The sequence below is a fragment of the Actinacidiphila guanduensis genome, assembly GCF_900103985.1.
In the GTDB taxonomy this organism is placed as follows: domain Bacteria; phylum Actinomycetota; class Actinomycetes; order Streptomycetales; family Streptomycetaceae; genus Actinacidiphila; species Actinacidiphila guanduensis.
Map to the genome: position 1 here is coordinate 116969 of NZ_FNIE01000011.1, position 25350 is coordinate 142318.

Genomic DNA, 25350 nt, shown 5'->3' on the forward strand with positions numbered 1-25350 from the left:
ACCCTGCCCTTGCATTGTGGGCTCACCGGGTGAATCACACATCTCGGGCACCCGTGGACGTATCCGGGCACGTGTCGGCTCACCGCGTGTGCAGCGGCTCCCCGGGGACGGTCGCGCCGGGCGGGAGGAGGGCCAGATCGAGCCCCTGGAGGAGGGCGCCCCGCAGTGTCTCGTCGGCGGCCAGGCGCGCGGAGACGCTGCGGGCGGTGGCGGCCACGTCGGCGTCGGGGGCCAGCACGAGGCCGAGGGTGCCGTCGCTGCCGGGCTGTCCGGGCGTGAGGTGCGCGCGGGCCACGCCGGGCTCCTGGGCGAGCACCGCCCGCAGGGCCGCGCGGACCTCGGGCTCGGCGAGCGGGTCCGTACCGCCGTGGCCCGCCGCTGCCCGCAGGGCCGCACCGGTCAGCTCGTACGGCACCGGCCCGGCCATGTCGATCAGCAATGTGTCGGCGCCCTCCTGCGCGAGCGCCTGGAGCGCCTGGCCGAGCGGCACGGCCACCGGCCGCGCGTCCGGGCGCCAGCGGGCGAGCGAGGCGGAGGAGGTGAAGGCGGGCAGGGCACGCCGGCCGTCGGGGGCCTGGATGGTGGGGACGGCCATGTCGCTGCTCTTCTCCCGGGCCAGCCCGTCCGGCCCGATCTCCGCCTCGCCGAGGACGGCGACGACCGGGACGAGCAGCCGCGCGTCCCTGAGCGCGGCGACCACCTCGGCGTCCCCCGCCTCCCCCGCGCGGTAGCCCGCGAGGGCGGCGGCCAGCGCCGGGAGCGCGGAGCCGTCGTCGTCGGCGTACCCGGGGTTCGGAATGTTCTTCAGCGCCACCCGGGCACCCTATCCACCGCCGCCCCCGGCGCCCGCGCCGGGCTGCACGGCGGGGCCGGCAGCGGTCGGCGGCTGCCGGCGCCCGGGGTCCGGCGTCCCGGCTCCGTCCGGCTCGCGCGGCGGCGGGAGTGGGGCCCTGATCGCCGGGATCGCGAGGACGGTGAGCACGGCCGCCGTCTGCCAGGCCGCGCCGAAGGCGAGCACCGCGGAGGTGCCGAGGGCCGCGGCGACCGGGCCGGCCGCCGCCAGGCCGAGCGGGCCGAGGGCGAAGGCGCCGAACGCGTCGTAGGCGTGCACGCGGGCGAGGGCGTCCGGGGGGACCTGGCGCTGGGTGGCCGTGTCGTAGAGGGTGCCGCAGACCGCGGAGCCGACCCCGGCCACCAGGGCGGCGGCGCAGACCACCGCGAGCGGCCGGCCGGTGGCCAGGGCGGCGGACGGCAGGGACCAGCCCGCGGTGGCCGCGGTGGCGATCAGCACCGGGCGGCGCGGGCTGCGCCCCAGCATCGCCAGGCCCCCGGCGACGGCGCCCGCCCCGTAGAGCGTCATCACCGCGCCCCAGGCGCCCGCGCCGCCCAGCCGCCGCTGGGCGACGACCGGGCCGAGCACCAGGAAGGGCGCCCACACCAGCAGGTTGAACAGGCATCCGTGCAGGGTGCTGGTCCACAGCCAGCGGCGTGAGGTGAACTCCGCCCAGCCCTCGCGCAGTTCGCCGACGAAGGACGGGGCCTTGGTGCGCGCGGCCCGCGCGGTGCGGGGCAGCAGGAGCAGGGCGGCGATGCTGGCGGCGTAGCTGGCGGAGTCGAGGCCGAGGACGAAGGACGGCCCGACGGTGGCGGTGAGCAGTCCCGCGAGCGCGGGTCCGGCGATCGAGGTGCCCGAACGGGCCATGCCCAGCATGCTGTTGGCGTCGCCCAGGGTCTCGGGCCGGGCGATGGCCGGGACGAGGGCGCCCAGCGACGGGGTGAACAGGGCCTCAGCCGCGCCCCAGCAGGCGACCAGGGTCAGCAGGGCCCACAGCGGCGGGGCGGTGCCCATGAGCACCAGGGCGAGGCCGAGTTGGGTCAGGCAGCGCACCGAGTCGGCGGCCAGCATGACCCGGCGGCTGCCGAGCCGGTCGCCGACGACGCCGGCGGCGAGCAGCAGCAGGACCAGCGGCAGGATGCGCGCGGCCATCACCCCGCCGAGTTCGGCGCCTCCCCCGCCGCTCTGCAGCACCGCGAAGGTCAGCGCGAGCGAGGCCATGGAGGAGCCGAGCAGGGAGGTGGTGTAGCCGATGAAGAAACGGCGGAAGCCGCGCTCACGCAGCACGGCGGCACGGTGCCGCCGTACCCGAGCAGGGTTCTGACCAGGGGACATGCGGCTCAGGGTGCAGCCTGCGCGGATCGACACGCCAGAGCCGCGCGAGAAAAAGCTGAGTGAGCCTGTATCAACTTATGATGAGCATGGCTAGGCTGCGAATGTCATTTACTGCGGTGAATCATAGGGAGGGTCTGTGCGGCAGCCCGTCGAGTACGCCGTCGCCGTGGACCGCTATCTGGCGGCGGCCGCCCTCGGGGACGCCTCGCGCCGGGTGTACCGGATCGCGCTCACCACGTGGGCGTGGGCGCTGGTCGAGGGGGCGCCGCCCGAGCGGCGCAGGGGCGCGGCCGCGCCCGGCGTGCCGCTGCACCTGCTGGACTCCCCCCAGGCCGCGGCCCGGCTGCGGGCCGCCTTCGCGGCCCGCTCGGCGGCGGTCGGCCCGCGGACCGCCAATCGTGAACTGTCCGTCCTCAACGGCGCCGTGGCCTGGTGGCGCGAGCGCGGCTGGCTCCGAGCCGACCCGACCGCGGGGCTGCGCCCCTTGCCGCTGCCGAGCCGGCGCAACCCCGGCGCCCGCCTCGCCCCCGAGCAGGTCCGCGCCGTCCTCGCGCTTCGGGCACCATTGCGCGAGCAGACCCTGTGGCACCTGCTGCACGAGTCGGGCGCGGCCATCGAGCGCGTGCTCGCCCTCGACGTGGACGACCTGGACCTGCCGGCCCGCCGTACCCGCCCCGGCCGCGAAGGCGCGCTCGGCTGGGGCGAGGGGACCGCGGGCCTGCTGCCGCTCCTGGTCCTGGGCCGGCTCACCGGCCCGGTGTTCGCCACCTCCCGCGGCCGCCTCTCCTACCGGCGGGCCGCCGAGGTCTTCACCGCGGCGACCAGGCCGCTGGACCCGGCAGGCCGCGGCTGGACCCTCCACCGCCTGACCCCGCGCTGAGCCGCCACGCGCCCGTGACCGCTGCCCCCTGACGCTCCGTCACCTCGGCCGGTGGAGGCCCGGCGGTCAGCCGCGGCGCAGCCGGAACCAGATCAGGCCCGACAGGGCGACCAGGACCGCTCCCGTGGCGGCGAACGCCGTGGCCACGCCGTCGCCGAGGAGGCGGGAGCCGTCCTCCGCGGCCGCCTCGGGGGCCGGCCCCGGCGGGAAGTAGGTGTGGGCGTAGGCGGCGGGGACGGGGCGGACGGGGGCCGGCTTCAGTTTGCGGGCGGCGGCCACCGCGGCGGCCGGGTCGATCATGCCGGTGCCGACGTCGTCGTTGCGGCCGCCCTTGGGCTTGTCCTGGGTCGTGTCCTCCAGCACCTGCTTGACCTGCGCGGGGCTGAGCCGCGGGTTGGCCGAGCGGACGAGCGCGGCGGCCCCGGAGGCGTACGCGGAGGCCGCGCTGGTGCCCCAGCCGTTGTAGTAGGTGCGGTCCGGGTCGGCGATGACGACCTCGACGCCGGGGGCGGCCACCGAGGCGTACCAGCGGTGGGTGGAGAAGGAGGCGTGCTCGCCGTGCCGGTCGACGGCGGCCACGGCGATGACGCCGGGGTAGGCCGCGGGGTAGGAGGAGCGGTCGGCGGCGTCCCCGCCGTTGCCCGCGGAGGCGACCACGACGACGCCCTTGTCCAGCGCGTACTGGATCGCGTCGTCCTCGGCGGCGACCGGAGCGGCGGTGGCGCTGTCGTCGCCGAGGGAGAGGTTGATGACGTCGGCGCCGTGGTCGACGGCCCAGCGGATACCGGCCGGCAGCGCGTCGCCGCGGCTGGACCTGGCCTTCTGCCGCAGCGGGTCCTTGTCCTCCAGGATCACCCGGACCGGCAGGATGCGGGACTGCGGGGCGATGCCGAGGACGCCGTCCTCGTCGCCGGGGCCGTGCCCGTGGCCGGCGATGATCGCGGCCATGCCGGTGCCGTGCCGGGCCCAGGCGCTGTCGCCGCGCTTGGCGCCGAAGCCGACCTCGTCCTTGCCGGGGAGCACCTGACCGGTCAGGTCGGGGTGGGTACCGTCCACTCCGGTGTCCAGGACGGCGACGGTGATGCCCGCGCCCTTGGTGACCTGCCACGCCTGCTGGGCGTGCAGGGCGCCCAGCGCCCAGTCCAGGCTGCGGGCCGGGTCGGCGGCGGCGGGCGGCGCGGCGAGCACGCAGGTGGTGCCCGCGGCGGCGAGCGCGAGCAGCAGGCGGGTGGCGGTGGGGCGGGCGGTACGGCCCGGGCGGGGCGTCATCGCTTCTCCGGGCCGGTGGTCGGCGGGTGCAGCAGGGTGTCGACGGCGGTGTGCAGGTGGTCGTCCACCGCGGAGGCGAGGCCGGTGGCGTCGAAGCCGAGGCCGGCCTGGGCGGCGGGGGTGGTCGCGCCCTGGGCGTCGGCCTTGTCGGCGGGCTGCGGCTGCGCGATGGTGCGGCCGTCGGCGAAGCCGCTGACGGCGTAGACGACGAAGGGCAGGTCGGCGGCGACCTGGACGTCCCAGCTGCCGCGCTGGCGGTCGCCGAAGCGGGCCGCCGGGGTGCCGGGGAAGGCGACGGGCCTGGGCAGCAGGTCGGTGCGCTCGCCGAGGTGCTGGGAGGTCCAGCGCCGGGCGAGGGCGCTCATCGCCGGGGCCTCGCCGGAGGCGACGAGCAGCCCGACGGTGGTGACGGTCGTCGAGGTGCTGTCCACGTAGGTGGCGCGCAGCAGCCGGGTGCAGCCCACGGGGGCCACGACCTGCTGCAGCAGCGGGTCGAGGGCGCCCTGGCAGCCGGCCGGGGCGGCGACGCCGACGCGCACCCAGGAGCGCTGCGCCCCGCCGGGGCCGCCGTCCTTGTCCGACACGGTGGGCGGGAAGAGGCGGTCGACGGGGGTGTCGCGCCACACCTCGCGGGCCTTGGCGAACGCCTCCGGGCTGCCGTCGGCGACGGGCGCGGGCCGCTGCGGGCCGTGGTTGATGACCGCGCCCGCGATGGCGCCGCCCACCAGGCCGAGCCCGACGACCAGGCACACCGCGGCCAGCGCCTGGCGGCCGCGTGCGCTGCCCGGCAGGCGCGGCCCGGCGGCGGGGGGCCGCGGGGGTACGGGAGGGGCCGGGGGTACGGGCGGGGCGGCGGCCGGGTACGTGGCCGCGGCGGGCGGCGCCGGGGGCCGCGGCGGCGGCGGTGACGCGTCGGTTGCGGGAACGGTGGGCGCGGTCCTCGGCGGAGGCGGTACGTGCGGGGGAGCCGCCGGCCGCGGCGGGGCGGTACGCGGGGCCTCGGGCGGAAGCGGCCGGGCCTGCGGCGCGGACGGGCGCCGCGGGGGCGCGGGCGGGGCCTGGGCCGGGCGGGGCGGAACCGCCCCTGGCGGTACGGCGGAGGGCGCGGCCGGTGCCGGAACGGCGGGTGCCTGCCGCGGCCTTGGCGGCTCGGCGGCGGATCCGGGGGCGCCGCCCATCGCCGCCTGTCCGGCGGGGGCGGCGGGCCGGTCCCCCTCCGCCCCGGAGCCGGGGCCCTCGTGCGCGGCAGCCGGCTTCGGCCCCGACGCGGTGCGCAGGTGCGGGTGGAGCGTGGGGAAGGGAGCGGGCGAGGTGTTTCCGTTGTCCACTCCGGTGCTCACCCGGCGCTCCCTCGTGACCCCGTACGCGCGGATGGCGCGTACCCGTTCGGCTTGCGCGTCACTCTACGGGGTCGGTGGGCGTTACGGATGCGCCGGGGCGAGGCCGGAGGGGCTACCGCTGGGTAGGCAGCGTCTGGCAGGCTGCCCGCATGGCACCGAGCAGCGCCGACCGAGCCCGCTACGACCGGGCGACCGCCCATCTCGACGCGCCCTTGGCCCTGGTGGACCTGGACGCCTTCGACGCCAACGCCGCCGACCTGGCCCGGCGGGCGGGCGGCAAGCCGATCCGGGTCGCCTCGAAGTCGGTACGCTGCCGGGCGCTGCTCGAACGGGCCCTGGCCCGCGAGGGGTTCGCCGGCGTCATGTCCTACACGCTCGCCGAGTCGCTGTGGCTGGCCAGGAGCGGCTTCACCGACGTGCTGCTCGCCTACCCCTCGCCCGACCGGTCCGCCTTCGCCGAGCTGGCCGCCGACCCCAAGCTGGCGGCCGCGGTGACGGTGATGGTCGACGACCCGGCCCAGCTCGACCTGATCGACGCCGCCCGCGGCCCCGAGGGTACCGAGCGCATCCGGGTCTGCCTCGAACTCGACACCAGCCTGCGGAAGTTGGGCGGCCGCATACGCGTCGGCGCGCTGCGCTCGCCGCTGCACTCCCCCGAGCGGATGGCCGACGTGGCCCGCGTGATCGCGGCCCGCCCCGGCTTCCGCCTGGCGGGCATCATGGCCTACGAGGGCCACATCGCGGGTGTCGGCGACGCCGTGCCCGGCCGCCCGGCCCGCTCGCTGGCGATACGCGCCATGCAGGCGGTCGCGCGCAGGGAGCTGGCGGCGCGGCGGGCCGCCGCCGTGGCGGCCGTACGGGCGGTCGTGCCGGACCTGGAGTTCGTCAACGGCGGCGGCACCGGCAGCGTGCAGCACACCGCGGCCGAGGACTGCGTCACGGAGATCGCCGCCGGCTCCGGCCTCTACCAGCCGCGGCTCTTCGACACCTACACCTCCTTCCGCGGCCGGCCGGCGGCGCTGTTCGCGCAGCCGGTGGTACGCCGCCCGGGCGTCGGCGTGGTGACCGTGCTCGGCGGCGGCTACCCCGCCTCGGGTGCGGCGGGCCCCGACCGCCTCCCGGTGCCATACCTGCCCGAGGGGCTGCGGTACGACGCGCAGGAGGGCCCGGGCGAGGTGCAGACTCCGCTGCTCGGCACCGCGGCGGACGACCTGCGCATCGGCGACAAGGTCTGGTTCCGGCACGCGAAGGCCGGCGAGCTGTGCGAGCGGTTCGCGGAACTGCACCTGCTGGAGGGCGACAGCGTGGTGTCGGTGGTCCCGACGTATCGAGGCGAGGGCCGCACGTTCCTGTAGAGCACCTGGCCGCCGCCATGGTGCTCGGGTGCCGCCCATGCCATGGTGCCGGGGCGGCCCCGCCGCCTTGGGACACAGGCGACTTCGCCTCCATGGTGCCCGGGTGGCCTCGCGCCCATGGTGCCCAGGCAGTGCCCAGCCGGTGCCCAGTTCCTTGTGACGCGAACGGCCCCCGCTCGCGCGAGGGCCGTCGTACCGGATGTGGTGACGCGTCAGACGCCGGTGCCGCCGCTGCTGCCCGGGGTGGAGCTGTCCGCCTTGATGCCCTTGGTGATCTGGTCGATCACGCTCGGGGAGGGCGCCTTGCCGCCGATGTCGAAGCCGAAGCGGACCACGACCAGCAGGCCCTTGTGCACGGGTGAGGGGAAGACGAGGGACTCCACGTAGCCGTCGGTGCCGGACTGCGTGGCGACCTTCCAGCGCACCTGGTAGCCCTTCTGCCCGGCGACGGTCACCGGCCCGGAGGCCACCTGCTGGTGCGAGGTGGTGCGCCCGTAGATGTCGGAGCCGTAGGACGCCTTGGCGTTGCCCGCGATGTCCTCCTTGGCGGCGGCCTCGGCCGTGGTGGAGGTCAGGTCGAGCGTCTGGGCGGGCTGCGCGAAGACGCCGCCGCGCACGCAGCTGGAGTTCGCGTCGCCCGGGCACGGGTACTGGCCGGTCACGACGTTGGCGGCGGACTGGGCGCCGCTGTCCGAGCCGGTCCAGCCGTCGAGCACCGGCAGGCTGATGCCGTCCAGGGAGTCCACCGCGGCCTGGCCGGGGCCCTTGGTGGCCGGCGGGCTCTGCTGCTGGTCCGGGCCGGGCCCCTGCGGGTCCGACGGCGGCTGCTGCTGCTCGTGCGGCCGGCCGGTGGCCGACGGCGGAGCCGGGGTCTTGTCGGCGCTGTTGTCGCTGCTGCCCCCGCCGGCCACGAGGACGGCGGCGATCACGCCGCCGATGACCACGAGCGCGGCCACGATCGACAGGACGATGACGCCGGTACGGCGCTTGGGGGCGCCGCCGGATATGACATCGCCCGCCGGATAGGGGGCGTACGGGGGCGGTGCCAGGGGCGGCTGCTGGCCCGCCATGGGCACCGGCGCCGTCCTGGTGTACTCCGTCCACGCGTTGCCGTCCCACCAGCGTTCCATGGCGGGGCCGTTGCCTGTCTGCCCGGGCTCTGGGTACCAGCCGGGCGGGGTCGTCGTCGTCACGGCGTCACCTTATGGCCGAAGCATGAGAATCCCGTAAGCACGCGGGTCACAGGGCGGTCACGCCGGCCGCGGCGGCTGCGAACGGCCGGAAACCGCCGGTCAGGGCCGCGGGCGGGGGCTGTCTTAGGAGGTGGGCGCCGGGCGGCGGGTGCGGGCCTGGGCGCGGGTGAGGGCGAGCAGGTCGCGGGCGGGGCCTGCCGGGCGGTGGCCCGCGGGCCAGACCGCGCGCAGCGAGCGGCCGAGCGCGAGGCCGGCCAGCGGCACCGCGGTCAGCCGCCCCGCGGCCAGTTCCTCGGCGACGGCGAGTTCGCTGAGCACCGCGGGCCCGGCGCCGCTGACGGTGGCCGCCTTGGCCGCGGTGGTGGAGGCCAGCTCCAGCAGCGGTACGGCCGGTCCGCCGTGCCCGGCGAGCGCGGCGTCCAGGACCTGGCGGGTGCCCGAGCCCTCCTCGCGCAGCACCAGCGGGGTGGCGGCCAGTTCCCCGGCGGTGAGCGGGGTGCGGCGGCGGGCCCAGGGGTGGCCGGGGGCGGTGACGACGAGCAGCCGGTCGTGGCCGATGACGGCGGCGTCCAGGCCGGCGGGCACGTCCAGGCCCTCCACGAAGCCGAGGTCGGCCTCGCCCGCGGCCACCTGGCGGGCCACGGCCGCGGAGTTGCCCGCCGCCAGCGACACCGCGGTGCCGGGCCGCTTCTCGTGCAGCGCGATCAGCCAGCCGGGCAGCAGGTACTCGGCGACGGTCATGCTGGCGGCCACCCGCAGCCGCGAGTCCCGCCGGCCGCGCAGCGCCCGCGCCCCGGCGTCGAACGCCTCGGCCGCCTCGATCACGCGGCGGGCCCACTCGGTGACGAGCGCGCCCTCGTCGGTGAGCTGCGAGCCGCCGGGCGAGCGCCGTACCAGGGCCACGCCGAGACGGGTCTCCAGCGCGCGCATCCGCCCGCTGGCCGCGGGCTGGCTGATGCCCAGCTCGCGGGCGGCCCGCCCGAGGCTGCCCAGCCGGGCCACCGCGATCAGCAGCTCCATGGCCCCGAGGTCGGGCACCCGGTACGCGAGCGGCCCACCGCCGGCGGCCCCGGTGTCCCCGCCGGAAGCAGCACCGCCCGGGCCGGAAGGGGCACCACCCGCGCTCGATGTCATAACCGCAGCTTATGTCCCGATAGGCCGGTGACGGCTACCGGGGGCGGGCGCGCGGCGGGACGGTCGGTCCATGGCCGCACTCACCGACTCCGCCGCCCGCGCCGAGGCGGGCGCCCCCCTCGCCCGTACCGATGCCGGCAGCCCGCCGGCCGCCGCGCCCGCGCGCAAGGCGCCCGAGCCCGTCCCGGCCCCCTCCCTGCGGGAGTTCGGGCCCAACTGGTACGCCGCCGTCATGGGCACCTCGATCCTCGCCGGCTCCGGCGCGGGCCTGCGCGGCCGCCCCGGCTGGCTGCACGCGCTGTGCACGGGCGTCTGGATGCTCGCGCTGCTGGTCCTCGCCGTCGTGCTCGCCGCCCGCGCCGGGCACTGGCTGCGTCACGCCGACCGGGCCCGCGAGCACCTGGCCGACCACACCGTCGCCCCGTTCTACGGCTGCCTGCCGATGGCCCTGCTCTCGGTGGGGTCGAGCACACTGCTGCTCGGCCCGCCGGTGATCGGCGAGCACGCGGCCGTGGTGACGGACGCGGCGCTGTGGACGCTCGGCACGGTGAGCGGGCTCGTCGTCGCGGTGGGCGTGCCGTACCTGATGGCGACCCGGCACCGGATCGGGCCGGACGACGCCTCCCCGGTGTGGCTGCTGCCGATCGTGGCGCCCATGGTGGCCGCGGCCGCCGGGCCCGCCCTGGTGGCCCACCTGCCCGCGACCGCCGGGCAGGCCCGCGAGGCGCTGCTGCTGGGCTGCCTGGCCCTGTTCGGCATGAGCCTGCTGGCCACCACGACGATGCTGCCACTGGTGTGGGGCCGCCTGACCCGCCGCGAACTCCCCCTGGCCGCGACCCCCGCGCTCCTGCTCGTCCTCGGCCCGCTCGGCCAGTCCACCACCGCGACAGGCAACATCGCCGACGCGGCCCGCGGTGTCCCGCACGAGTCCTACGCCACCGCTCTGCGGGCCTTCTCCGTCCTCTACGGGGTGCCGGTCATGGGCTTCGCGCTGCTGTGGCTGCTGCTCGCGGCCGCGCTGCTGGTGCGGGCCGTACGCCGGGGCATGGGCTACTCGATGACCTGGTGGGCCTTCACTTTCCCGCTGGGCACCTGCGTGACGGGCGCGACCGCGCTGTCCCGGCACAGCGGCCTGGACGCGGCGACCTGGCTGGCGGCCGGCCTGTACGTCCTGCTGGCGGCAGGCTGGCTCGCGGCGGCGACAGGCACGCTGCGGAGCTTCACCCGTCGTGCGGTCTGACCGATCGTCAGGTCATCGACCCGGTCGCTGTTCCGGGCTGCTCCGTCTGGCCCCTGTCTGGACACGCCTGGACCCGCCTGTTCCCGCAGCCCTCACCCACGGACCCGCCGGCTGCCGCCCGGGAACCCGTCTCAGCCGCCCGCCCCGAACCGCCGCGCCCCCGCCAGCGCCCGCCCCAGCACCTCGGGCGCCGCCACCAGCGAGGGCCCGTACCAGGTCAGGTACCGCCCGTCCACCAGGGCAGCGGGCACCGAAGGGAACGCCTCGGGGCCGTCCGTCGCGGTGAAGCGGTACGGCTCGTCCGGCAGCACCACCAGGTCGATCACTCCGGCGCCCAAGGCGGCGGGGTCGAAGCGCGGGTAGCGCTCGGCGGCGCCCGCAAGCACATGGTCCACACCCAGGCGCGCGAGCAGGTCGCCGGCGAAGGTGTCGCGGCCGAGCGCCATCCACGGGCGGCGCCACACGGGCACGACGGCCCGGCGCCGCGGGCGCGCGTCGACTTCCGACGGCAGGTCCTGCCAGGCGGCCTCGGCGTCGTCCAGCCAGGCGGGCCGGGGCAGGGCGCAGCCCTCGACGAGCAGGCGGTGCAGCTCGGCGAACGCCTCCGGCAGCGAGCGCACCCGCGTGACCCACACCTCGAGGCCGAGGTCGCGCAGGGTGGCGAGGTCGGCGGGGCGGTTCTCCTCCTCGTTGGCGACCACCAGGTCGGGCGCGAGCGCGGCCACCGCGGCGGTGTCGGGGTTCTTGGTGCCGCCGACCCGGGTGACGGCGAGGTCCGCCGGGTGGGTGCACCAGTCGGTGGCGCCGACGAGCAGCCCGGGCGCGCTCGCCGCGACGGCCTCGGTGAGCGACGGCACCAGGGAGACGACACGCCGGATACGGGAGGAGGCCACGGGCCCACCGTACGGCCGCTGTCGGTGGTGCGTGCGATGCTGGCGCCGTGAACGACGACAAGGCCGGCGGCCTGCTGCTCCTCGACACGGCGAGCCTGTACTTCCGTGCCTACTTCGGCGTACCCGAGTCCGTGCGGGCGCCGGACGGCACCCCGGTCAACGCGGTGCGCGGCCTGCTGGACTTCATCGCCCGCCTGGTCGCCGACCACTCCCCCGCCGCCCTGGTCGCGTGCATGGACGCCGGCTGGCGGCCGCAGTGGCGGGTGGACCTCATCCCCTCGTACAAGGCGCACCGCGTCGCGGACGCCGCCGCCGGCACCGAGGAGGTGCCCGACACCCTCTCCCCGCAGGTGCCGGTGATCGAGGCGGTGCTCGACGCGATCGGCATCGCCCGCGTCGGCGTGCCGGGCTACGAGGCGGACGACGTGATCGGCACCCTCGCCACCGCCGCTCCCGGCCCGGTCGCGATCGTCACCGGCGACCGGGACCTGTTCCAGCTCGTGGACGACGCCCGGGGCGTGCGGGTGCTCTTCCCCCGCAAGGGCGTCGGCGACATCGACGTGGTGGACGGCGAGTTCCTGACCGGGCGCTACGGGGTGCGCCCGGATCAGTACGCCGACTTCGCCGCCCTGCGCGGCGACCCGAGCGACGGGCTGCCCGGGGTGAAGGGCATCGGCGAGAAGACCGCGGCCGAGCTGGTGCGGCAGTACGGCGACCTGGCCGCGGTACGGGCGGCCGCCGCCGAGCCGTTCTCCAAGCTGACGCCGGCCCGGCGGCGCAACATCCTGGCTGCGGCCGACTACCTGGAGGTCGCCCCGAAGGTGGTCCGCGTCGCCACCGACGTGCCCCTGCCCGTCTTCGACCCCGCGCTGCCCCCGGTGCCCGAACACCCGGGCGCCCTGAAGGAGTTGGCCGAGCGCTGGGGGCTCGGGGGCTCCCTGTCCCGGCTGCTCGACGCGCTGGCGGTGCGCTCGGCATGAGCAGGCGGCGCGGGCAGTGGGCGGAAGGTGGCGGGCGGGTGGGCCGGCGATGAGCGGCGACGGCCTGCTCCCCCGCGAGCGCACCGAGGTCGCCCCCGGCGCGGTCCACGTGCCGGACTGGCTCGGGCCCATGGAGCAGCGGGAGTTGGTGGCCAGCTGCCGGGCCTGGGCGCGCGGCCCGGTGCCGATGCGGCACACCCGGCTGCCGCGCGGCGGGGTGATGTCGGTGCAGACGGTCTGCGTCGGCTGGCACTGGCGCCCGTATGCCTACTCGCGCACCGCGCCGGACGTCAACGGGGAGCGGGTGGCGGCCTTTCCGCCGTGGCTGGCCGAGCTGGGCCGGCGCGCGGTCGCCGACGCCTACGACGACCCGGCCGCCGGCGCCGCCTACGAGCCGGACACCGCGCTGGTGAACTTCTACGACAGCAGCGCCGCCATGGGCATGCACCAGGACAAGGACGAGCGATCGGACGCCCCCGTGGTGAGCCTGAGCATCGGCGACACCTGCGTCTTCCGGTTCGGCAACCCCGAGACGCGCACGAAGCCGTACACCGACGTGCGGCTGGCCTCCGGCGACCTGTTCGTCTTCGGCGGCCCCTCCCGGTACGCCTTCCACGGCGTGCCCAAGGTGCTGCCCGGCACCGGCGATCCCGCCACCGGCCTGGCCGCCGGGCGGCTGAACCTCACCCTGCGCACCACCGGCCTGCCGGGCTGAGCCGCCCGGAGCCGCCCGGAACCGCCCGGAGCCGACCGGAGCAGGGCGGCAGGACATCGGAGCGCCCCCGCGCCACCCAGTGCGGGCGGCGCGGGGGCCGTACGGCACCGGGCGGACCCGGTGCCGTACGGACGTGCTCGAAGGTTCCCGCTCAGTCCTTGTCGAGCGAGAAGTTCTTCGTGGTCGTCGCCCCCTTCGTGATCTTCACCGTGGCCACGATCGGCTGGTAGCCGTCCTTGGCGACGATGACCGTCAGCGGGTTGTTGCGGACGTCCAGCCACAGCTGGTAGGTGCCGTCCGCGGCGGTCTTGAGCGTGTAGTGCGTCGCCCAGGTGTCGATCTGGACGGTCGCCCCCGGCAGGGCGCCGCCACCGGTCGCACTCACCGTGCCGGTGATCTTGCCCCAGGTCGCGGGCGGGTTCACGGTCAGCGAGACACCCACCGGGGTGAGCCGGTAGGGGGTGTCGCTGCCGAGGTCGAGCGACGCGGTGAAGGTGCCGGGCTGGGTGATCTCGGGCACCGAGGCGTCGAGCGTCACCGTGAACGTGGTGCTGGCGCCCGGGTCGAGGGTGACCGTGTCGGTGCTCTCCGACAGCCAGGTGACGTCGGAGCCGCCGGTCTGGTCGTAGCCGGACAGCACCTCGGAGGTGCCGTACGGCGTGCTGCCGACCATGCCGCCGACCGCGTAGAAGCCCACCGAGCCGCCGCCGCGGTACAGCGAGGCGTTGGCGTTCGGCAGGGCGGTCCAGGTGTCGGAGGCGGGGTCGTAGGACCAGGTCTGGTTGGTCAGGGCGCTGCCGCCGTTGACCGCGCCGCCCTGGACCAGCAGCAGCCCGTTGGCGGCGGTGGCGTACGCGCCCCACGCGTCGGTGGGCTGGTCCGCGATCGGCGACCAGGAGTCGGACGCCGGGTCGTAGACGTAGGCGTGGCTGATGGTGCCGTTGTCGGTGGTGCCGCCGGAGCAGTAGATCTTGCCGGAGACGGCGCCGCAGGCCTCCCAGGACGCCGGCTCCGGGTAGGAGGCGGCGGTGGACCAGGAGTTGCTGGCCGGGTCGTAGACCGTCACGTCGGTGACACCGCAGGAGTTCGCGGTGCAGCCGCCGATCGAGTACAGCTTCCCGTCCAGCACCGCGCTTCCCGCGCCGGCGTACGGCTTGGGCGCGTTGGCACCGGTGGACCAGGTGCCGGCGGCGATGTCGTAGATCTCGGTCTTGGCGTCGGGGGCGGCGTCCGGGCCCCAGCCGCCAGTGGCGATCAGCTTGCCGTCGATGACGCCGTGGGTCGGGCCCTCACGGGTGTCGGAGGCCGACGCCAGCTTGGTCCACGCCCCGCTGTCGGTGCTGTACGCGTACAGGTCGCTGGTGTCCTGCAGGCCGGTGAAGCCGAAGGAGGAGTACACCGTGCCCTGGTAGAAGTCGGTCGCGTTGCTGCCGGTGGCCACCGGCAGGTTCGGGATCGACTGCCAGGCGTCGCCTGCGGTCGGCTGCGCCGCCATCGAGGCGGCGCCGCTCTGCGCCTGCGGCTTGGCCGCTGCCGCCTTGGCCGCCTCGGCCAGTGAGAACGGCGTGTACTGGCCCTTGACCAGGGTCAGCGGCGCGCCCTTGCCGGCCGGCACGGAGCCGCCCGGGGTCTCGCCGACGGTGAGGGTGGCCGGCGCGGTGCCGGTGTTCTTCACCGTGACGGTCTGGGTGGCCGTCTTGCCCCAGCCCACCGTCTTGGCGATGGAGGCGGGGGTGACCTTCAGCTGGCCGGCGGTCAGCTTCAGGTTGCGCTGCACGGTGCCGTCCGGCGGGACGTTGGCGGTCGCCGTGGCGGAGACGTAGTGCGAGGCCGCCGCGGTGATCGGGTGCTTGCCGGTCTTGCCGTAGAAGGCCCAGTAGAAGCCGTCGCCCAGGTTCGGGTCGTCGGGCGTGGCCGTGGTGGTGGTGTGCAGGCCGGGCAGGTCGGCGCTGGTGATGGTCGCGCCGTTGACGCCCGCCTTGGTGTTGCCGTCGGTCACCAGGCCGACGACCAGGCCGCCGGGCACCGGGTCGTAGCTGCGGTTGCCGGTGAAGACGTTGTCCAGCTCCCACCAGTAGGCCCACGAGCCGGTGTAGTGGAAGCGGATCTGGACGCTCTTGCCGGCGTAGTCGGCGAGCGAGAGCTCGACGTGGCCGGTGAAGGAGCTGGTGGTCTTGGTCCACAGCGTGTTCCAGGTGGCGCCGCCGTCCGCGGAGACGTCGACGTCGGCCGTGGAGTTGGAGTACTCGCGGTAGTCGGTGTCGAAGGCGAGCAGCGGGTTGGCGTCGCCGGACAGGTCGATCACCGGCGAGAGCAGGGAGGTGTCCTGCGAGTTGCCCTGGCCGAGGTGGTCGCTGTCGACGATGGCGAAGCCGCCGGTGCCGCCGGTGCGGTTGCCGCGGCCGCCGTCGTCGGAGAAGCCCCAACCGCCGGTGGTGCCGTCGGCGTTGCTCACCGACCAGCCGTCGGGCGCAGCCGTGGTGGAGTCGAACGGCTGGGTGTCGCCGGCCAGGCTCACGGTGTAGCCGGGCGCGTCGGTGGAGGACGGGTCGACCGGCACCGCGATGTTGACCGTCTTGTCGGCGGTGCCGACGTCCACGGACTTGTCGACGGTGCGGTAGCCGGGCAGGGCGGCGGTGATGTGCAGCGTGTAGCTGGCACCCGCCGGCAGGCTCAGCGAGTAGGCGCCGGTGGCCGGGTCGGAGTAGACCGGGCCGCCGGGCACGCCGTCGGCGGTGATCTTGGCGTACAGCGGCCAGCCGTGGCCGGAGCCGTCGGCGATCTTGCCGGAGACGGTGTGCGTGGGCACCGCGTCCAGGGCGAACGCCTCGGTGACGGTGGCCCCGTCGGTCAGGTCCACGCCCGTGGCGGTGCTGCTGGAGTAGCCGTAGGCGCTGGCGGTCAGGTCGTACGTGCCCGGCGGGATGTCGAGCTTGTACGTGCCGTCAGCCGCGGAGGTGGCGCTGTGCGTGCCGGCCTTGACCGTGGCGCCGGCGATCGGGCTGCCGGTGGCGTGGTCGGTGACCGTGCCGGTGATCACGCCGTGCGGGCCGCTGCGGAAGGCGTCCAGGCCGTTCGGCGTGCCGAGGCCGGTCGGGCCGTCCCAGCCGGGCCCCGCGGTGCACAGCGCGGCCGGGGTGCAGGTGCCGTTGGCGCCGGTGGTCACGTCGTTGAACGCGCTCGGCTGGGCGTAGGGGTAGGCGTTGGGGTACGTGCCGTCGCCCGGGGTGCCCGCGTCGGCGTAGACCGAGGCGATGATCGGGGACGCGGCGCTGGTGCCGCCGTAGACCGCCCAGCCGCTGCCGCCGTAGGTCTGGTACACCGACACGCCGGTGACCGGGTCGGACACGGCGGAGACGTCGGCGACCGCGCGGTGGTCGCACGCGGTGTCGGTCTGGAAGGAGGGCTTGGGCTCGTAGACCGAGCAGCCCGAGCCCGGGCCGCCGAAGGAGTTGTGCCACACCGACTCGCTCCAGCCGCGGCTGGTGCCGGTGTCGCGGGTGAGCGCGGTGCCGCCCACGGAGGTCACGTACTGCGACGCGGCCGGATAGGCGACGCCGTAGTCGCCGTCACCGGAGGAGGCGACGACCGCGACACCGGGGTGGTTGTAGTACGGGTCCATCGCGGTCAGCTCGGAGGGGTCCTCGCCGCTGCCCGGGGTGGAGTCGTAGCCGGTGCCGTAGGAGTTGGAGACGTACTTCGCGCCGAGCGCGACCGCCTCGTCCACCGCGGCGCCGAGGTCCTCGAAGTTCGCGCTGTCCGCCTCGACCAGCAGGATGTGGGCGTTGGGCGCGATCGCGGAGACCATGTCGACGTCGAGCGAGATCTCGCCGGACCAGTCGGGGTCGGGCTGGGGCAGGTCGTTCGTGCCGCCGCGCTCGCTGACCTTGGTGAAGCAGCCGCTCGCGGAGGTGCAGGCGGGCAGCCCGTACTGCTGGCGGTAGACGGAGAGGTCGGCTTCCGCGTTCGGGTCGTCGTAGGCGTCGACGATCGCGACGGTGGTGCCGGCGCCGCCGTCGGCGGGCAGGGCGTAGGCGCTCTGCAAGTCGCCGGGACCGTATCCGCTCGGCGTCGCCGCCAGCGGCTGGACCCCCTTCTTGGCAACGATGTCAGTGCGCCGCAACGCGAAGCAGGAGAACTGTCCCGCCTTGGGTGCGGCGCACTGCCGGACCACATCGGCCTTGGTGGCCTTGGTGTCGGTGCTCTTGGTGGAACTCGGGGCGCCCTGGGTGGTCTTCGTGCTCTGGGCGCTCTGCGCGGAGTGGCCGGATGCGGTGGTCGTTGCGGTGGCCGGTGCGGCCGAAGCCGTCGCGGCGAGCGGGGCCTGTAGCCCGATCGCCGCGAGTGCGGCTGTCGTGACGACGGCGAGGGCGCCGCGTCTGAGGGAGGGCATGCGCAAGGTGGGTCTCCTTGACGTGACCTGAGGGAGGCCGGTGTGGGGGCCCGGCTGCGGCCCGATCGGGCTGCTGGCGTATACCTGTGCATCACAGACCCCATGCAAATCCTTTACACCTTGACGGATACCTGCCACCTAGGTGACGTTCTCAGGCAGACGCCTTCCCGCCAGCCCCGCTTCATCCGATCCGCACCACCAGACCCATGGACCCGGGTACTGTCCTGCATTTGCGGATGTTCGTATCTGATACGCCGTCAGACCCCTTCAGGGGGACGGGAATTGGCCAAACGGGCAGGTCCGGGCGGGGTGCCGGCAGGGACGGGCGGGGGGCCGCGGGCGCAGGGGCGGCACCGGGCGGCAGCGGGTGAGGGGCGGGCGCTTGGTCCCCTGCCCGGCCGGGGGCCGCAGGTGTCAGTCGAGCCAGCCGTGGCGGGCCGCGTGCCAGACGAGCTGGATGCGGTTGTCGACGCCGGCCGCGCGCTCCATGGCGACGATGCGGCGCTGGACGGTGCGGACGGCCACGCCGAGCGAGCGGGCCATGGCCACGTCCGTCGTCCCGAGGACGAGCATCGCGAGGATGCGCTCCTGGATGCTGCCGCGGCCGGCGGCCGCGCGGGCGAGCGGCACCCCGCCGGCCCAGACCGTCTCGAAGAGCTGCACGAGGGCGTCGAGCAGGGCGCTCGGGCCGACCACGAGCATCACGGGGTCCTTCGGGTCCTCCCCCGCCGCCGGCGGCAGGACCGCCACGGTCCGGTCGGCGATGCACATCCGCGCCGGCAGCCGCTCCACCACGCGGACCCCGGCGCCTGCCGCGGCGCCGTGCCAGCCCTCCTCCTCGAACCGGGCCCGCTCCACCACGACGCGCTGCCGCACGGTGGACACCCCGGTCTGCTCCAGCTCCTCGTCGCCGGCGGCGAAGACCAGGACCTCCTCGGTGGCCTGACGGTGGATCAGCCCGAGCCGTTCACGGATGGCGTCGGCGCCCTCGACGGCCTGGACGATCTCCTCGGCGCGGTGCCCCTCGTGCACCCGCTGGTACTCCACGCCGAGCCGGTCCAGGAGTTCGCGGCCGCGGCGCAGCCGGTCCTGGGCCCGCGCGAGCAGCGGCAGCATTCCGGCGTGCGGGGGCAGCGGGTACCAGCGCCCCTCCGCGCCGAGCCGGACCAGGCCGAGCGCGGCCAGTTCCTCGCAGGCGGCATGCGCCTGGTCCACCGGGATCCGCAACTGCCCGGCCAGTTCTTCCTCCGCCACGCCGCGACTGGCCACCAGCAAGGGATAGGCCCGGTCCGCGTCGGCACTCAACCCGACAGCCTCAAACGGACGTTCGGTCATGATCGTGAACTGTAGCCAGCCCGCACGGACGGCGCGACGGCCTTGCCTGCACAGAAAACGGAGCTCCGCCGCCCGCTTTCTCCCGCCCCGGGCAGCCGCTCCGCTGCTCCGCCCCAGCTCAGAGCGGTGCCCCACCCGCCCCACCGCTCCCGCCCGCCACCGCTTTCCGCCTCGCCGTATTTACGGCGCCGCAACCTTTCGACACACTCCCGATCGGCCCCGTGAACGCGGCGTGCGAAACGCACAACGCGCCATTAAGGGAGGAGCCGCCCGGCGTTCACCCTCTGGTAGCGCGGCGGTTCGGGCGCGGGGGAAGTCCCGAGAGCGCGGGGCACGGGGACTCGGACGGGCGCAGGCGGTAGCCTCTGGACGGCCGCTTCGGAGGCGGGCGGGGGCGCGGGGCCGTACGGGAGCAGGTGCCGGGGCGGCACGCCGCCGTACGGGGCCGCGCGAAGGGACGTATCAGGAGCCGTTCTGACGGATCGCCGGTTCGGGGGCCGGCGGGGCCGCCGCGGCGGAAGGCAGGGGCGTGCACATGGCGGACACGGCTGTCGGGCCCCGCGAGGGCCTCGTCTTCGGCAGGGCGCCGGCCGCGCTGCCCCTCCTCGGGCACGCGCCGGCGCTGTGGCGGCGCCCGCTGCGGTTCATGGAGTCGCTCAGCGAGCACGGCGACCTCGTGGAGATCAGGCTGGCCTGGCACCGCGTCTTCGTCGTCTGCCACCCGGAGCTGGCCCGCCGGGTCCTCACCGACCTGGCGGCCTTCGACCGTACCGGGCTCGTCTACGACACCGTGCGGGCCTCCCTCGGCTCGGGCCTGGCCACGGCGCCCCACGCGGACCACCGGCGGCAGCGGCTGGTCATGCAGCCCGCCTTCCACCACAGCCGGCTGCCGGAGTACGCCGCGGTGATGCGCGAGGAAGTGGCCGCCACGATGCGGCGGTGGCAGCCAGGCGAGACCGTGGACCTCGTCCAGGAGATGTTCCGCCTCACCAACACGATCTCCCTGCGGGCGTTCTTCTCCACCGGCCTGGGCGCCGAGGAGGCCCGCGAACTCCACGAGTCCCTCGACGTCTTCCTCCGCGTCATCTACCGCAAGGCGATGCTCTCCATGGTCGGCGGCGTGCCCTCTTTCGCCGACCGCCGGTTCGCCCGGGCCGTCGAGGACTGGCGCGGCAAGGTCAGCCGGCTGATCGAGGCGCGGCGCCGCGCCGGCGGTGACGGGAATGACCTGATGGCGCGGCTGATGGCCGCCCGGGACGACGAGCAGCGCCCGATGTCCGACGCCGAACTCTCCGACCAGGTCGCCCTGTTGCTGCTCGCGGGTGGCGAGACGACCTCAGCGGCGATCTTCTGGACCCTCCAGCTGCTCATCACACACCCGGAGGTGCTGGCGGAGGTGCGCCGGGAGACCGACGAGGTCCTGGGCGCGCAGGTCGCGGGGTGGGAGCACGCGCACCGGCTGGGGGCGGTCACGCGGGCGCTGCGCGAGGCGATGCGGCTCTACCCGCCCTCCTGGATCCTGCCGCGCACCTGCGTGCGCGACACCGAACTCGCCGGGCACACCGTGCCGGCCGGCAGCCTGGTCCTCTTCAGTCCGCTCGTCCTGCACCGCCGCGCGGACCTCTTCCCCTCCCCGCGCTCCTTCACCCCCGACCGCTGGCTCTCCACCGCGGCCGCAGGCGCGGCCGCCCCGCGGGGCGCGTACCTCCCGTTCGGCGGGGGCGCCACCAAGTGCATCGGCGAGGACTTCGGCATGACGGAGGCGGTGCTGATCCTCGCGACACTGATCACCCGCTGGGACCTGTCCCCGGCAGCGGCCCCGGAGGCCCCCTTGACGGTCCGCACGGTCCTCGCCCCGGCCGCCTACCCCGTCCGCCTGACCCGGCGCGAACTCCCGACCCCCTGAACCGTCCGCACCCGGCAACGAGACGGCTGCCGCGGTGAGTTGAGGCCGGTGGGAAGGGAGCGGCCAGGGCCGGCATGCCGGGGCAAGTGCGCCGGCTCCGCGCGCCCCTTGTGAGCCTCGTGCGCCCTGGTGGGTCGGGCCGGCGCGTGCAACGCTCGAAGCGCCTCACCTCATCAGTGGGCTGGGCCGGGTCGCCTCCGCGATTCGGTGGCTGGGGGTCGTCGAATCCCGGTCGACCCGGCTCATTGAGGAAGAGAGATGAGGTGATGGAAATGGTGGAAAGGGAACCTGCCCGCAGACGTAAGGGTCCGGTCCGCGAATTAGCCGAACGGCTCGGCATAGCCCTGAGCGCGCGCATGCTCTGGACGCTGGCCGTGCGGCTGATCGACCACCACTAGGGACAGGTGCTTGCACCTTCGGGCACTTCGGAGCAACCCCCAGGCCCCGAAGCGGTCGAGTCCCGCGACAGCGCCTCCGCCGGCATCGTCGGCGGGGGCGCTGCGCTGTCCCGGCGGACGTACCGTCAGGCCGCGGCGGCGACGTACGGGAAGGTCGAGGTCGTGGGAGCGTCGACGGCGTCGTGGGAGAGGCCGATGCTCAGCGCGCTGTCGGTGGCGAGGGAGAACATGACCTCGCCGGCGTTGTCGGTCAGTGCGCGGCCGTTGAACTTGGCGAAGCCGAACACCGCGGGTGTGCCGACGTCGTAGGCCAGGACATCGGGGAGCAGGCGGTCGGCGACGGCCCGGCCGTAGCCGCGCGGGTCGGCCGTCGTCCCGCGGGCCGCGACCACCGCGGCGACACGGTCGGTGATGACGTCCTCGAACGTCCTCGGATCGTCGGCCGGCTGCGTCTGGTTGAGCTTCTCGGCCAGTTCGTCGTCGAACTGCGCGAAGATCGGCGAGACCATGGGCAGGCCGCACCTGTTGACGCGGTGCCAGCCGCCCGCGTCGGTGGCCAGGGCCGTCGTCGCCCATACGCCGATGCGGCCGTCGCGCGTGAAGGGCCGCAGCCCGGCGTCGGGCACCTCCAGCACGAGGGAGCGGATCTTCTGGCCGGCGAAGAGGCTGGAGACCTGTGCGGGGTCCTGTGCGGGCACGTCGATGTCGGTGCCGTCCTGGAACGCGTGCCCGACGGCCTCGACGACGCCCGGGTTCATCCAGAACGGGTCGCTGGCCCGGCCCGTCCACACCCGCAGCCCGCTGTCCGCTGCTATCTCACGGCCGGTCGTCCCCGTCAGGAGCAGGACGCCCTGCGCGTGGTCGTCGGAGGCGTCCTCACCGACCAGCCGCCGCAGTTCCAGGCTCTGCGTGCCGTCGGTGTCCGCGGGACCGAAGGTGAAGCGGTAGGCCAGGTCCTCGACGGCGTCACCCGTGGTGTCGATCTTGAACTCGTACCGGGCCTCGGGGTGGAAACCCTTGGGCGCGTCCGGCCCCGCCGCGTCGGAGCAGACGTTCATCACGAACACCGTTCCGCGCTCGCCGCGGAACACATAGGTGTCCGAGATGTTGAGCCGCGCGTCCGCGCGGGCGGCGGGAGAGTCGAGGTGGTGGGACATGGGATGGCTCCAGGCTTCCAGGCTCCCGGCGCGCCGCGGTCACCGGAAACGGTCACGGCCCTCGCACTGGGGCTCACGCGAGCGTTCCGCTCCGTCCAGGTCCCGGAATCCGGCCTGGACGCCACGCCGCCGGCTACGGAAAAACGTCCTTCTCCGCTGCCCACCGTACCGCCGTGAGGTGCAGCGCACCTGTTCGGCGCTCCCGCCACGTACGAGGCCGGCAGCCGCTCACTCATGTCCTGCCGGCGGTGGCCACCCGAGTCGCGGGCGGGAGCGACGCGGCAACCTGCCTTCGTGCGGCGGGAAAAACGTCTGCCTCGGACCGCCCGGATGCGACCGGCCGACCGCGTCCCTAGGCTGATGGACGTACCGGCCGCAACTTCCGGCGAGGTGGGCCCCATGCGCCCCGACATCGTTCCGGGCGGCGTCTTCCCGGATTTCGCCCTCCCCGATCACACCGGCACCGTCCGCTCCCTCAGCGAGCTGCAGGGCGATGATCCTCTGGTGCTCACGCTCGCGCGCGGGCACTACTGCCCCAAGGAGCACCAGCAGCACCAGGAGATGGCGCGGGTCCTCCAGCCGAAGGCCGCGGTCGCCTACACGCAGATCGCGACGATCTCCACCGACGAGCACCACACCCTGCAGGAGTTCCGGCTCTCGGTGGGCGCCCAGTGGACCTTCCTGTCCGACCCGGGCCGGACCGTCCAGCGCGAACTGGACATCCAGGAGTACACCGACCCCGACCACGACCCGATGGTCCCGCACACGCTCGTGCTCAAACCGGGCCTGATCGTGCACAGCCTCTACAACGGCTACTGGTTCTGGGGCCGCCCGTCGGCCTACGACCTGTGGCGCGACCTGCGCGAGGCCACCCGCGAGATCCGCACCGACTGGGACCTGGCAGCCCCCGGCCTGCGCGAGGCATGGGACAGCGGCGACCGGTCCCCCTTCCACGGCTGGGACGCCCCCGGCGCGCCCCGGGCCGACACCTGACACCAACGCCGAGGAGACGAGACCACCATGGCGAAGATCCTGTTCATCGTGAGCGGCGCCACCTACTGGGTGCTCAAGGACGGTACGAGGTACGCGACCGGCTACTGGGCCGAGGAGTTCGCCAACCCGTACAAGATCCTCACCGACGCCGGGCACTCGGTCGTGGTGGCCACACCGGGCGGCGCCATCCCGAACGTCGACATGATGAGCCTGCGCCCGTCCATGGCCGGGGGCGAGCAGGGAGCACTCGACCTGGAGGCGATCATCCGGGACGCCGAGGTGCTGCGCCGGCCGCTGGAACTGTCCGACGTGCGCCTGGAGGACTACGACGCCGTGTACCTGCCCGGCGGCCACGGCCCGATGTCGGACCTGGCCTTCGACGCCGACGCGGGCCGCCTGCTCACCGCCCAGCTGGAGTCCGGGAACCCGCTGTTCATCGTGTGCCACGCCCCCTCCGCGATGCTCGCCACCCGCATCCACGGCGTCTCGCCCTTCGAGGGCTACGACGTCACCGGCTTCACCAACGAGGAGGAGGAAGCCGTCGGGCTGGCCTCCCGTGCCACGTGGCTGCTGGAGACGGACCTGAAGGAGAAGGTGAAGGTCAACTACAGCCGCGGCCCGATCTGGGAGCCCTACATGGTCGAGGACCGCAACCTCGTGACCGGCCAGAACCCCCATTCCGCGGCGGTCCTGGGAGGCCGGATGCTGGAGATCCTCAAGTCCTAGTACCGATGCCGTGCGTTGGCGCTGGGTGTTGGGCCTCACGTTGCGCCACGTCACGCGCGGCCGCGTCGGCCGAGCCGGTGGCGAGGGCGGTCAGGAAGGGAGTACGGCCGCAGGTTCAGGAGGCCACTCGAACCACAGACTTCCCCGGTCCCGGGGCGCTCTGTTCGGCAATCATCCGAGGCACCTCCTCAAAGTCGTACACCCTGCCCACCGGTGTCGTGATCGCGGCCTTGGTCGCCAGGTCAGCCAGATGGCTCCATACCAGGGCCTCCGCCTCCGGGTCGTCGTTCGGAATCGCCAGCACGCCGACCGCTGAATAGTTCCGCACCAGCATGTCCATCGGATCAAGTGCGACCGGTGTGCCGCTCGCGAGGCCGATCATGGCGATACGCCCGTTGCGTGCCAGGCTCCTCACCGCCGTGGCCGCTGTGTCACCGCCCACTGGATCGTAGATCACGTCCACGCCCCGCCCGCCGGTGATCTCGGCGACCCTGGCCGTCAAATCGTCCGTGCGACGGTTCACCACGTGGTCCGCGCCGAGCCCGAGGCAGAATTCGGTTTTCTCGCGGCTGCCCGCGACAGCGATGACCGTCGCGCCGAGAGCCTTGCCGAGTTGCAGAGCGGTGGCGCCGCTGCTGCCGGCGGCGCCGAGGATGAGGAGGGTCTGACCGGACTGCACAGGGGCTCGCTCGACAAGCCCCGCATAAGCGGTACGGAAGCCGATGGGGAACCCACCTGCCTGTTCGTCCGTCATGCCGTCGGGAATCCGGATCGCGGAATTCTCGCGGACGTATGCGTACTCGGCGTACCCGCCCCAACCTTGCAGGAATCCGGTAATGCCAGTGACCTGGTCGCCGACCGAGAACCGCGAACCTGGTGCCACGGCGACGACCTCTCCCGCGGCCTCTTCACCGAGACCGAAGGGAGGAGCACCCAGCAGGGGAAAGCGGCCGCCCGTCATCATGAGGTCCGGGAACCCGGCCCCCGCGGTCCGCACGCGGATGAGGACCTGCCCGGCCGACGGTCCAACCCACGTCATCTCCTGCAGCTCGGCCGCATCCTCCGGCTCACCGAACCTCACCACACGCCACGCACGACCAGTAAACATGTCACTCCGACCTTGATAGTTTGCAATTCGGTATTCACGCACACGGGCCTTGAAGGCCGGTGATGCCGTCGGCCTCTTCGGCTCCTCACGGGGTGTGCGGAGCAGAACCCTGCCGCCTCACCTGATTCGCTCATGCGAGAGCTGCGCCGATTGCTCGCTCGAGCC

19 protein-coding genes are annotated in these 25350 nt (G+C 74.6%); 8 read left to right on the forward strand and 11 right to left on the reverse strand.

Annotation, left to right across the window (positions count from 1 at the left end; genetic code table 11):
- Nucleotides 1–79: 79 nt before the first annotated feature.
- Entirely contained in the window at nt 80–814 is a 735-nt protein-coding gene (locus BLR33_RS23855; protein ID WP_093786628.1) for an SseB family protein, read from the reverse strand.
- A gap of 9 nt (nt 815–823) precedes the next feature.
- A complete protein-coding gene (locus tag BLR33_RS23860; RefSeq protein WP_093786629.1) occupies nt 824–2170 on the reverse strand; it encodes an MFS transporter in 1347 nt (448 codons plus the stop codon).
- Between the two features lie 136 nt (nt 2171–2306).
- Here BLR33_RS23860 and BLR33_RS23865 point away from each other — a divergent pair, with 136 nt between their 5' ends.
- Nucleotides 2307–3050: a hypothetical protein gene (locus BLR33_RS23865; RefSeq protein ID WP_093786630.1), complete on the forward strand. Its 744-nt coding sequence runs from the start codon at nt 2307–2309 to the stop codon at nt 3048–3050.
- Nucleotides 3051–3116: 66 nt separating this feature from the next.
- Here BLR33_RS23865 and mycP read toward each other — a convergent pair whose 3' ends face one another.
- Complete coding sequence (gene mycP / locus BLR33_RS23870; RefSeq protein ID WP_093786631.1) at nt 3117–4319, reverse strand: type VII secretion-associated serine protease mycosin; 1203 nt, start codon at nt 4317–4319, stop codon at nt 3117–3119.
- Nucleotides 4316–5071, reverse strand: coding sequence for a hypothetical protein (locus tag BLR33_RS36265; RefSeq protein ID WP_245771624.1), 756 nt, complete (start codon nt 5069–5071; stop codon nt 4316–4318). The genes mycP and BLR33_RS36265 overlap by 4 nt, the downstream gene beginning before the upstream one ends.
- Before the next feature lie 737 nt (nt 5072–5808).
- Here BLR33_RS36265 and BLR33_RS23880 point away from each other — a divergent pair.
- Nucleotides 5809–7014 carry an amino acid deaminase/aldolase gene (locus BLR33_RS23880; protein ID WP_093786632.1) on the forward strand — a complete coding sequence of 402 codons (1206 nt, stop codon included), beginning with the start codon at nt 5809–5811 and terminating at the stop codon, nt 7012–7014.
- 212 nt (nt 7015–7226) lie between these two features.
- Here BLR33_RS23880 and BLR33_RS23885 read toward each other — a convergent pair whose 3' ends face one another.
- Together BLR33_RS23885 and BLR33_RS23890 are read right to left on the reverse strand one after the other, a co-directional pair.
- Nucleotides 7227–8207, reverse strand: a complete 981-nt coding sequence (locus tag BLR33_RS23885) for a DUF2510 domain-containing protein (protein WP_093786633.1) — start codon at nt 8205–8207, stop codon at nt 7227–7229.
- 123 nt (nt 8208–8330) lie between these two features.
- Complete coding sequence (locus tag BLR33_RS23890; protein WP_093786634.1) at nt 8331–9341, reverse strand: LysR family transcriptional regulator; 1011 nt, start codon at nt 9339–9341, stop codon at nt 8331–8333.
- A gap of 70 nt (nt 9342–9411) precedes the next feature.
- Here BLR33_RS23890 and BLR33_RS23895 point away from each other — a divergent pair, with 70 nt between their 5' ends.
- Nucleotides 9412–10581: a TDT family transporter gene (locus BLR33_RS23895; protein ID WP_093786635.1), complete on the forward strand. Its 1170-nt coding sequence runs from the start codon at nt 9412–9414 to the stop codon at nt 10579–10581.
- Nucleotides 10582–10712: 131 nt separating this feature from the next.
- On the opposite strand, the gene BLR33_RS23900 is transcribed toward BLR33_RS23895, so the two are convergent.
- On the reverse strand, nt 10713–11459 hold the full coding sequence (locus BLR33_RS23900) for a helical backbone metal receptor (protein WP_093786805.1): 747 nt from the start codon (nt 11457–11459) through the stop codon (nt 10713–10715).
- A gap of 89 nt (nt 11460–11548) precedes the next feature.
- Between BLR33_RS23900 and BLR33_RS23905 the strand changes: the two genes are divergently transcribed.
- Together BLR33_RS23905 and BLR33_RS23910 are read left to right on the forward strand one after the other, a co-directional pair.
- A complete protein-coding gene (locus BLR33_RS23905) occupies nt 11549–12454 on the forward strand; it encodes a 5'-3' exonuclease (RefSeq protein WP_093786806.1) in 906 nt (301 codons plus the stop codon).
- A 49-nt stretch (nt 12455–12503) separates the two neighbouring features.
- Complete coding sequence (locus tag BLR33_RS23910) at nt 12504–13169, forward strand: alpha-ketoglutarate-dependent dioxygenase AlkB family protein (protein ID WP_093786636.1); 666 nt, start codon at nt 12504–12506, stop codon at nt 13167–13169.
- A 151-nt stretch (nt 13170–13320) separates the two neighbouring features.
- On the opposite strand, the gene BLR33_RS23915 is transcribed toward BLR33_RS23910, so the two are convergent.
- Nucleotides 13321–17562 (reverse strand): carboxypeptidase regulatory-like domain-containing protein, encoded by a 4242-nt coding sequence (locus tag BLR33_RS23915; RefSeq protein ID WP_093786637.1) that lies wholly within the window; start codon nt 17560–17562, stop codon nt 13321–13323.
- A gap of 414 nt (nt 17563–17976) precedes the next feature.
- Nucleotides 17977–18897: a helix-turn-helix domain-containing protein gene (locus BLR33_RS23920; RefSeq protein ID WP_143031742.1), complete on the reverse strand. Its 921-nt coding sequence runs from the start codon at nt 18895–18897 to the stop codon at nt 17977–17979.
- Nucleotides 18898–19432: 535 nt separating this feature from the next.
- Between BLR33_RS23920 and BLR33_RS23925 the strand changes: the two genes are divergently transcribed.
- Nucleotides 19433–20803, forward strand: coding sequence for a cytochrome P450 (locus BLR33_RS23925; RefSeq protein ID WP_093786639.1), 1371 nt, complete (start codon nt 19433–19435; stop codon nt 20801–20803).
- A 523-nt stretch (nt 20804–21326) separates the two neighbouring features.
- Here the strand turns inward: BLR33_RS23925 and BLR33_RS23930 are convergent.
- Nucleotides 21327–22358 (reverse strand): DUF4331 family protein, encoded by a 1032-nt coding sequence (locus tag BLR33_RS23930; protein ID WP_093786640.1) that lies wholly within the window; start codon nt 22356–22358, stop codon nt 21327–21329.
- A gap of 399 nt (nt 22359–22757) precedes the next feature.
- Here BLR33_RS23930 and BLR33_RS23935 point away from each other — a divergent pair, with 399 nt between their 5' ends.
- Complete coding sequence (locus BLR33_RS23935) at nt 22758–23351, forward strand: peroxiredoxin family protein (RefSeq protein ID WP_093786641.1); 594 nt, start codon at nt 22758–22760, stop codon at nt 23349–23351.
- A gap of 27 nt (nt 23352–23378) precedes the next feature.
- Nucleotides 23379–24077 (forward strand): type 1 glutamine amidotransferase domain-containing protein, encoded by a 699-nt coding sequence (locus BLR33_RS23940; protein ID WP_093786642.1) that lies wholly within the window; start codon nt 23379–23381, stop codon nt 24075–24077.
- A 115-nt stretch (nt 24078–24192) separates the two neighbouring features.
- Here the strand turns inward: BLR33_RS23940 and BLR33_RS23945 are convergent, their stop codons facing one another.
- A complete protein-coding gene (locus BLR33_RS23945; protein ID WP_093786643.1) occupies nt 24193–25185 on the reverse strand; it encodes an NADPH:quinone oxidoreductase family protein in 993 nt (330 codons plus the stop codon).
- Nucleotides 25186–25350: the final 165 nt, after the last annotated feature.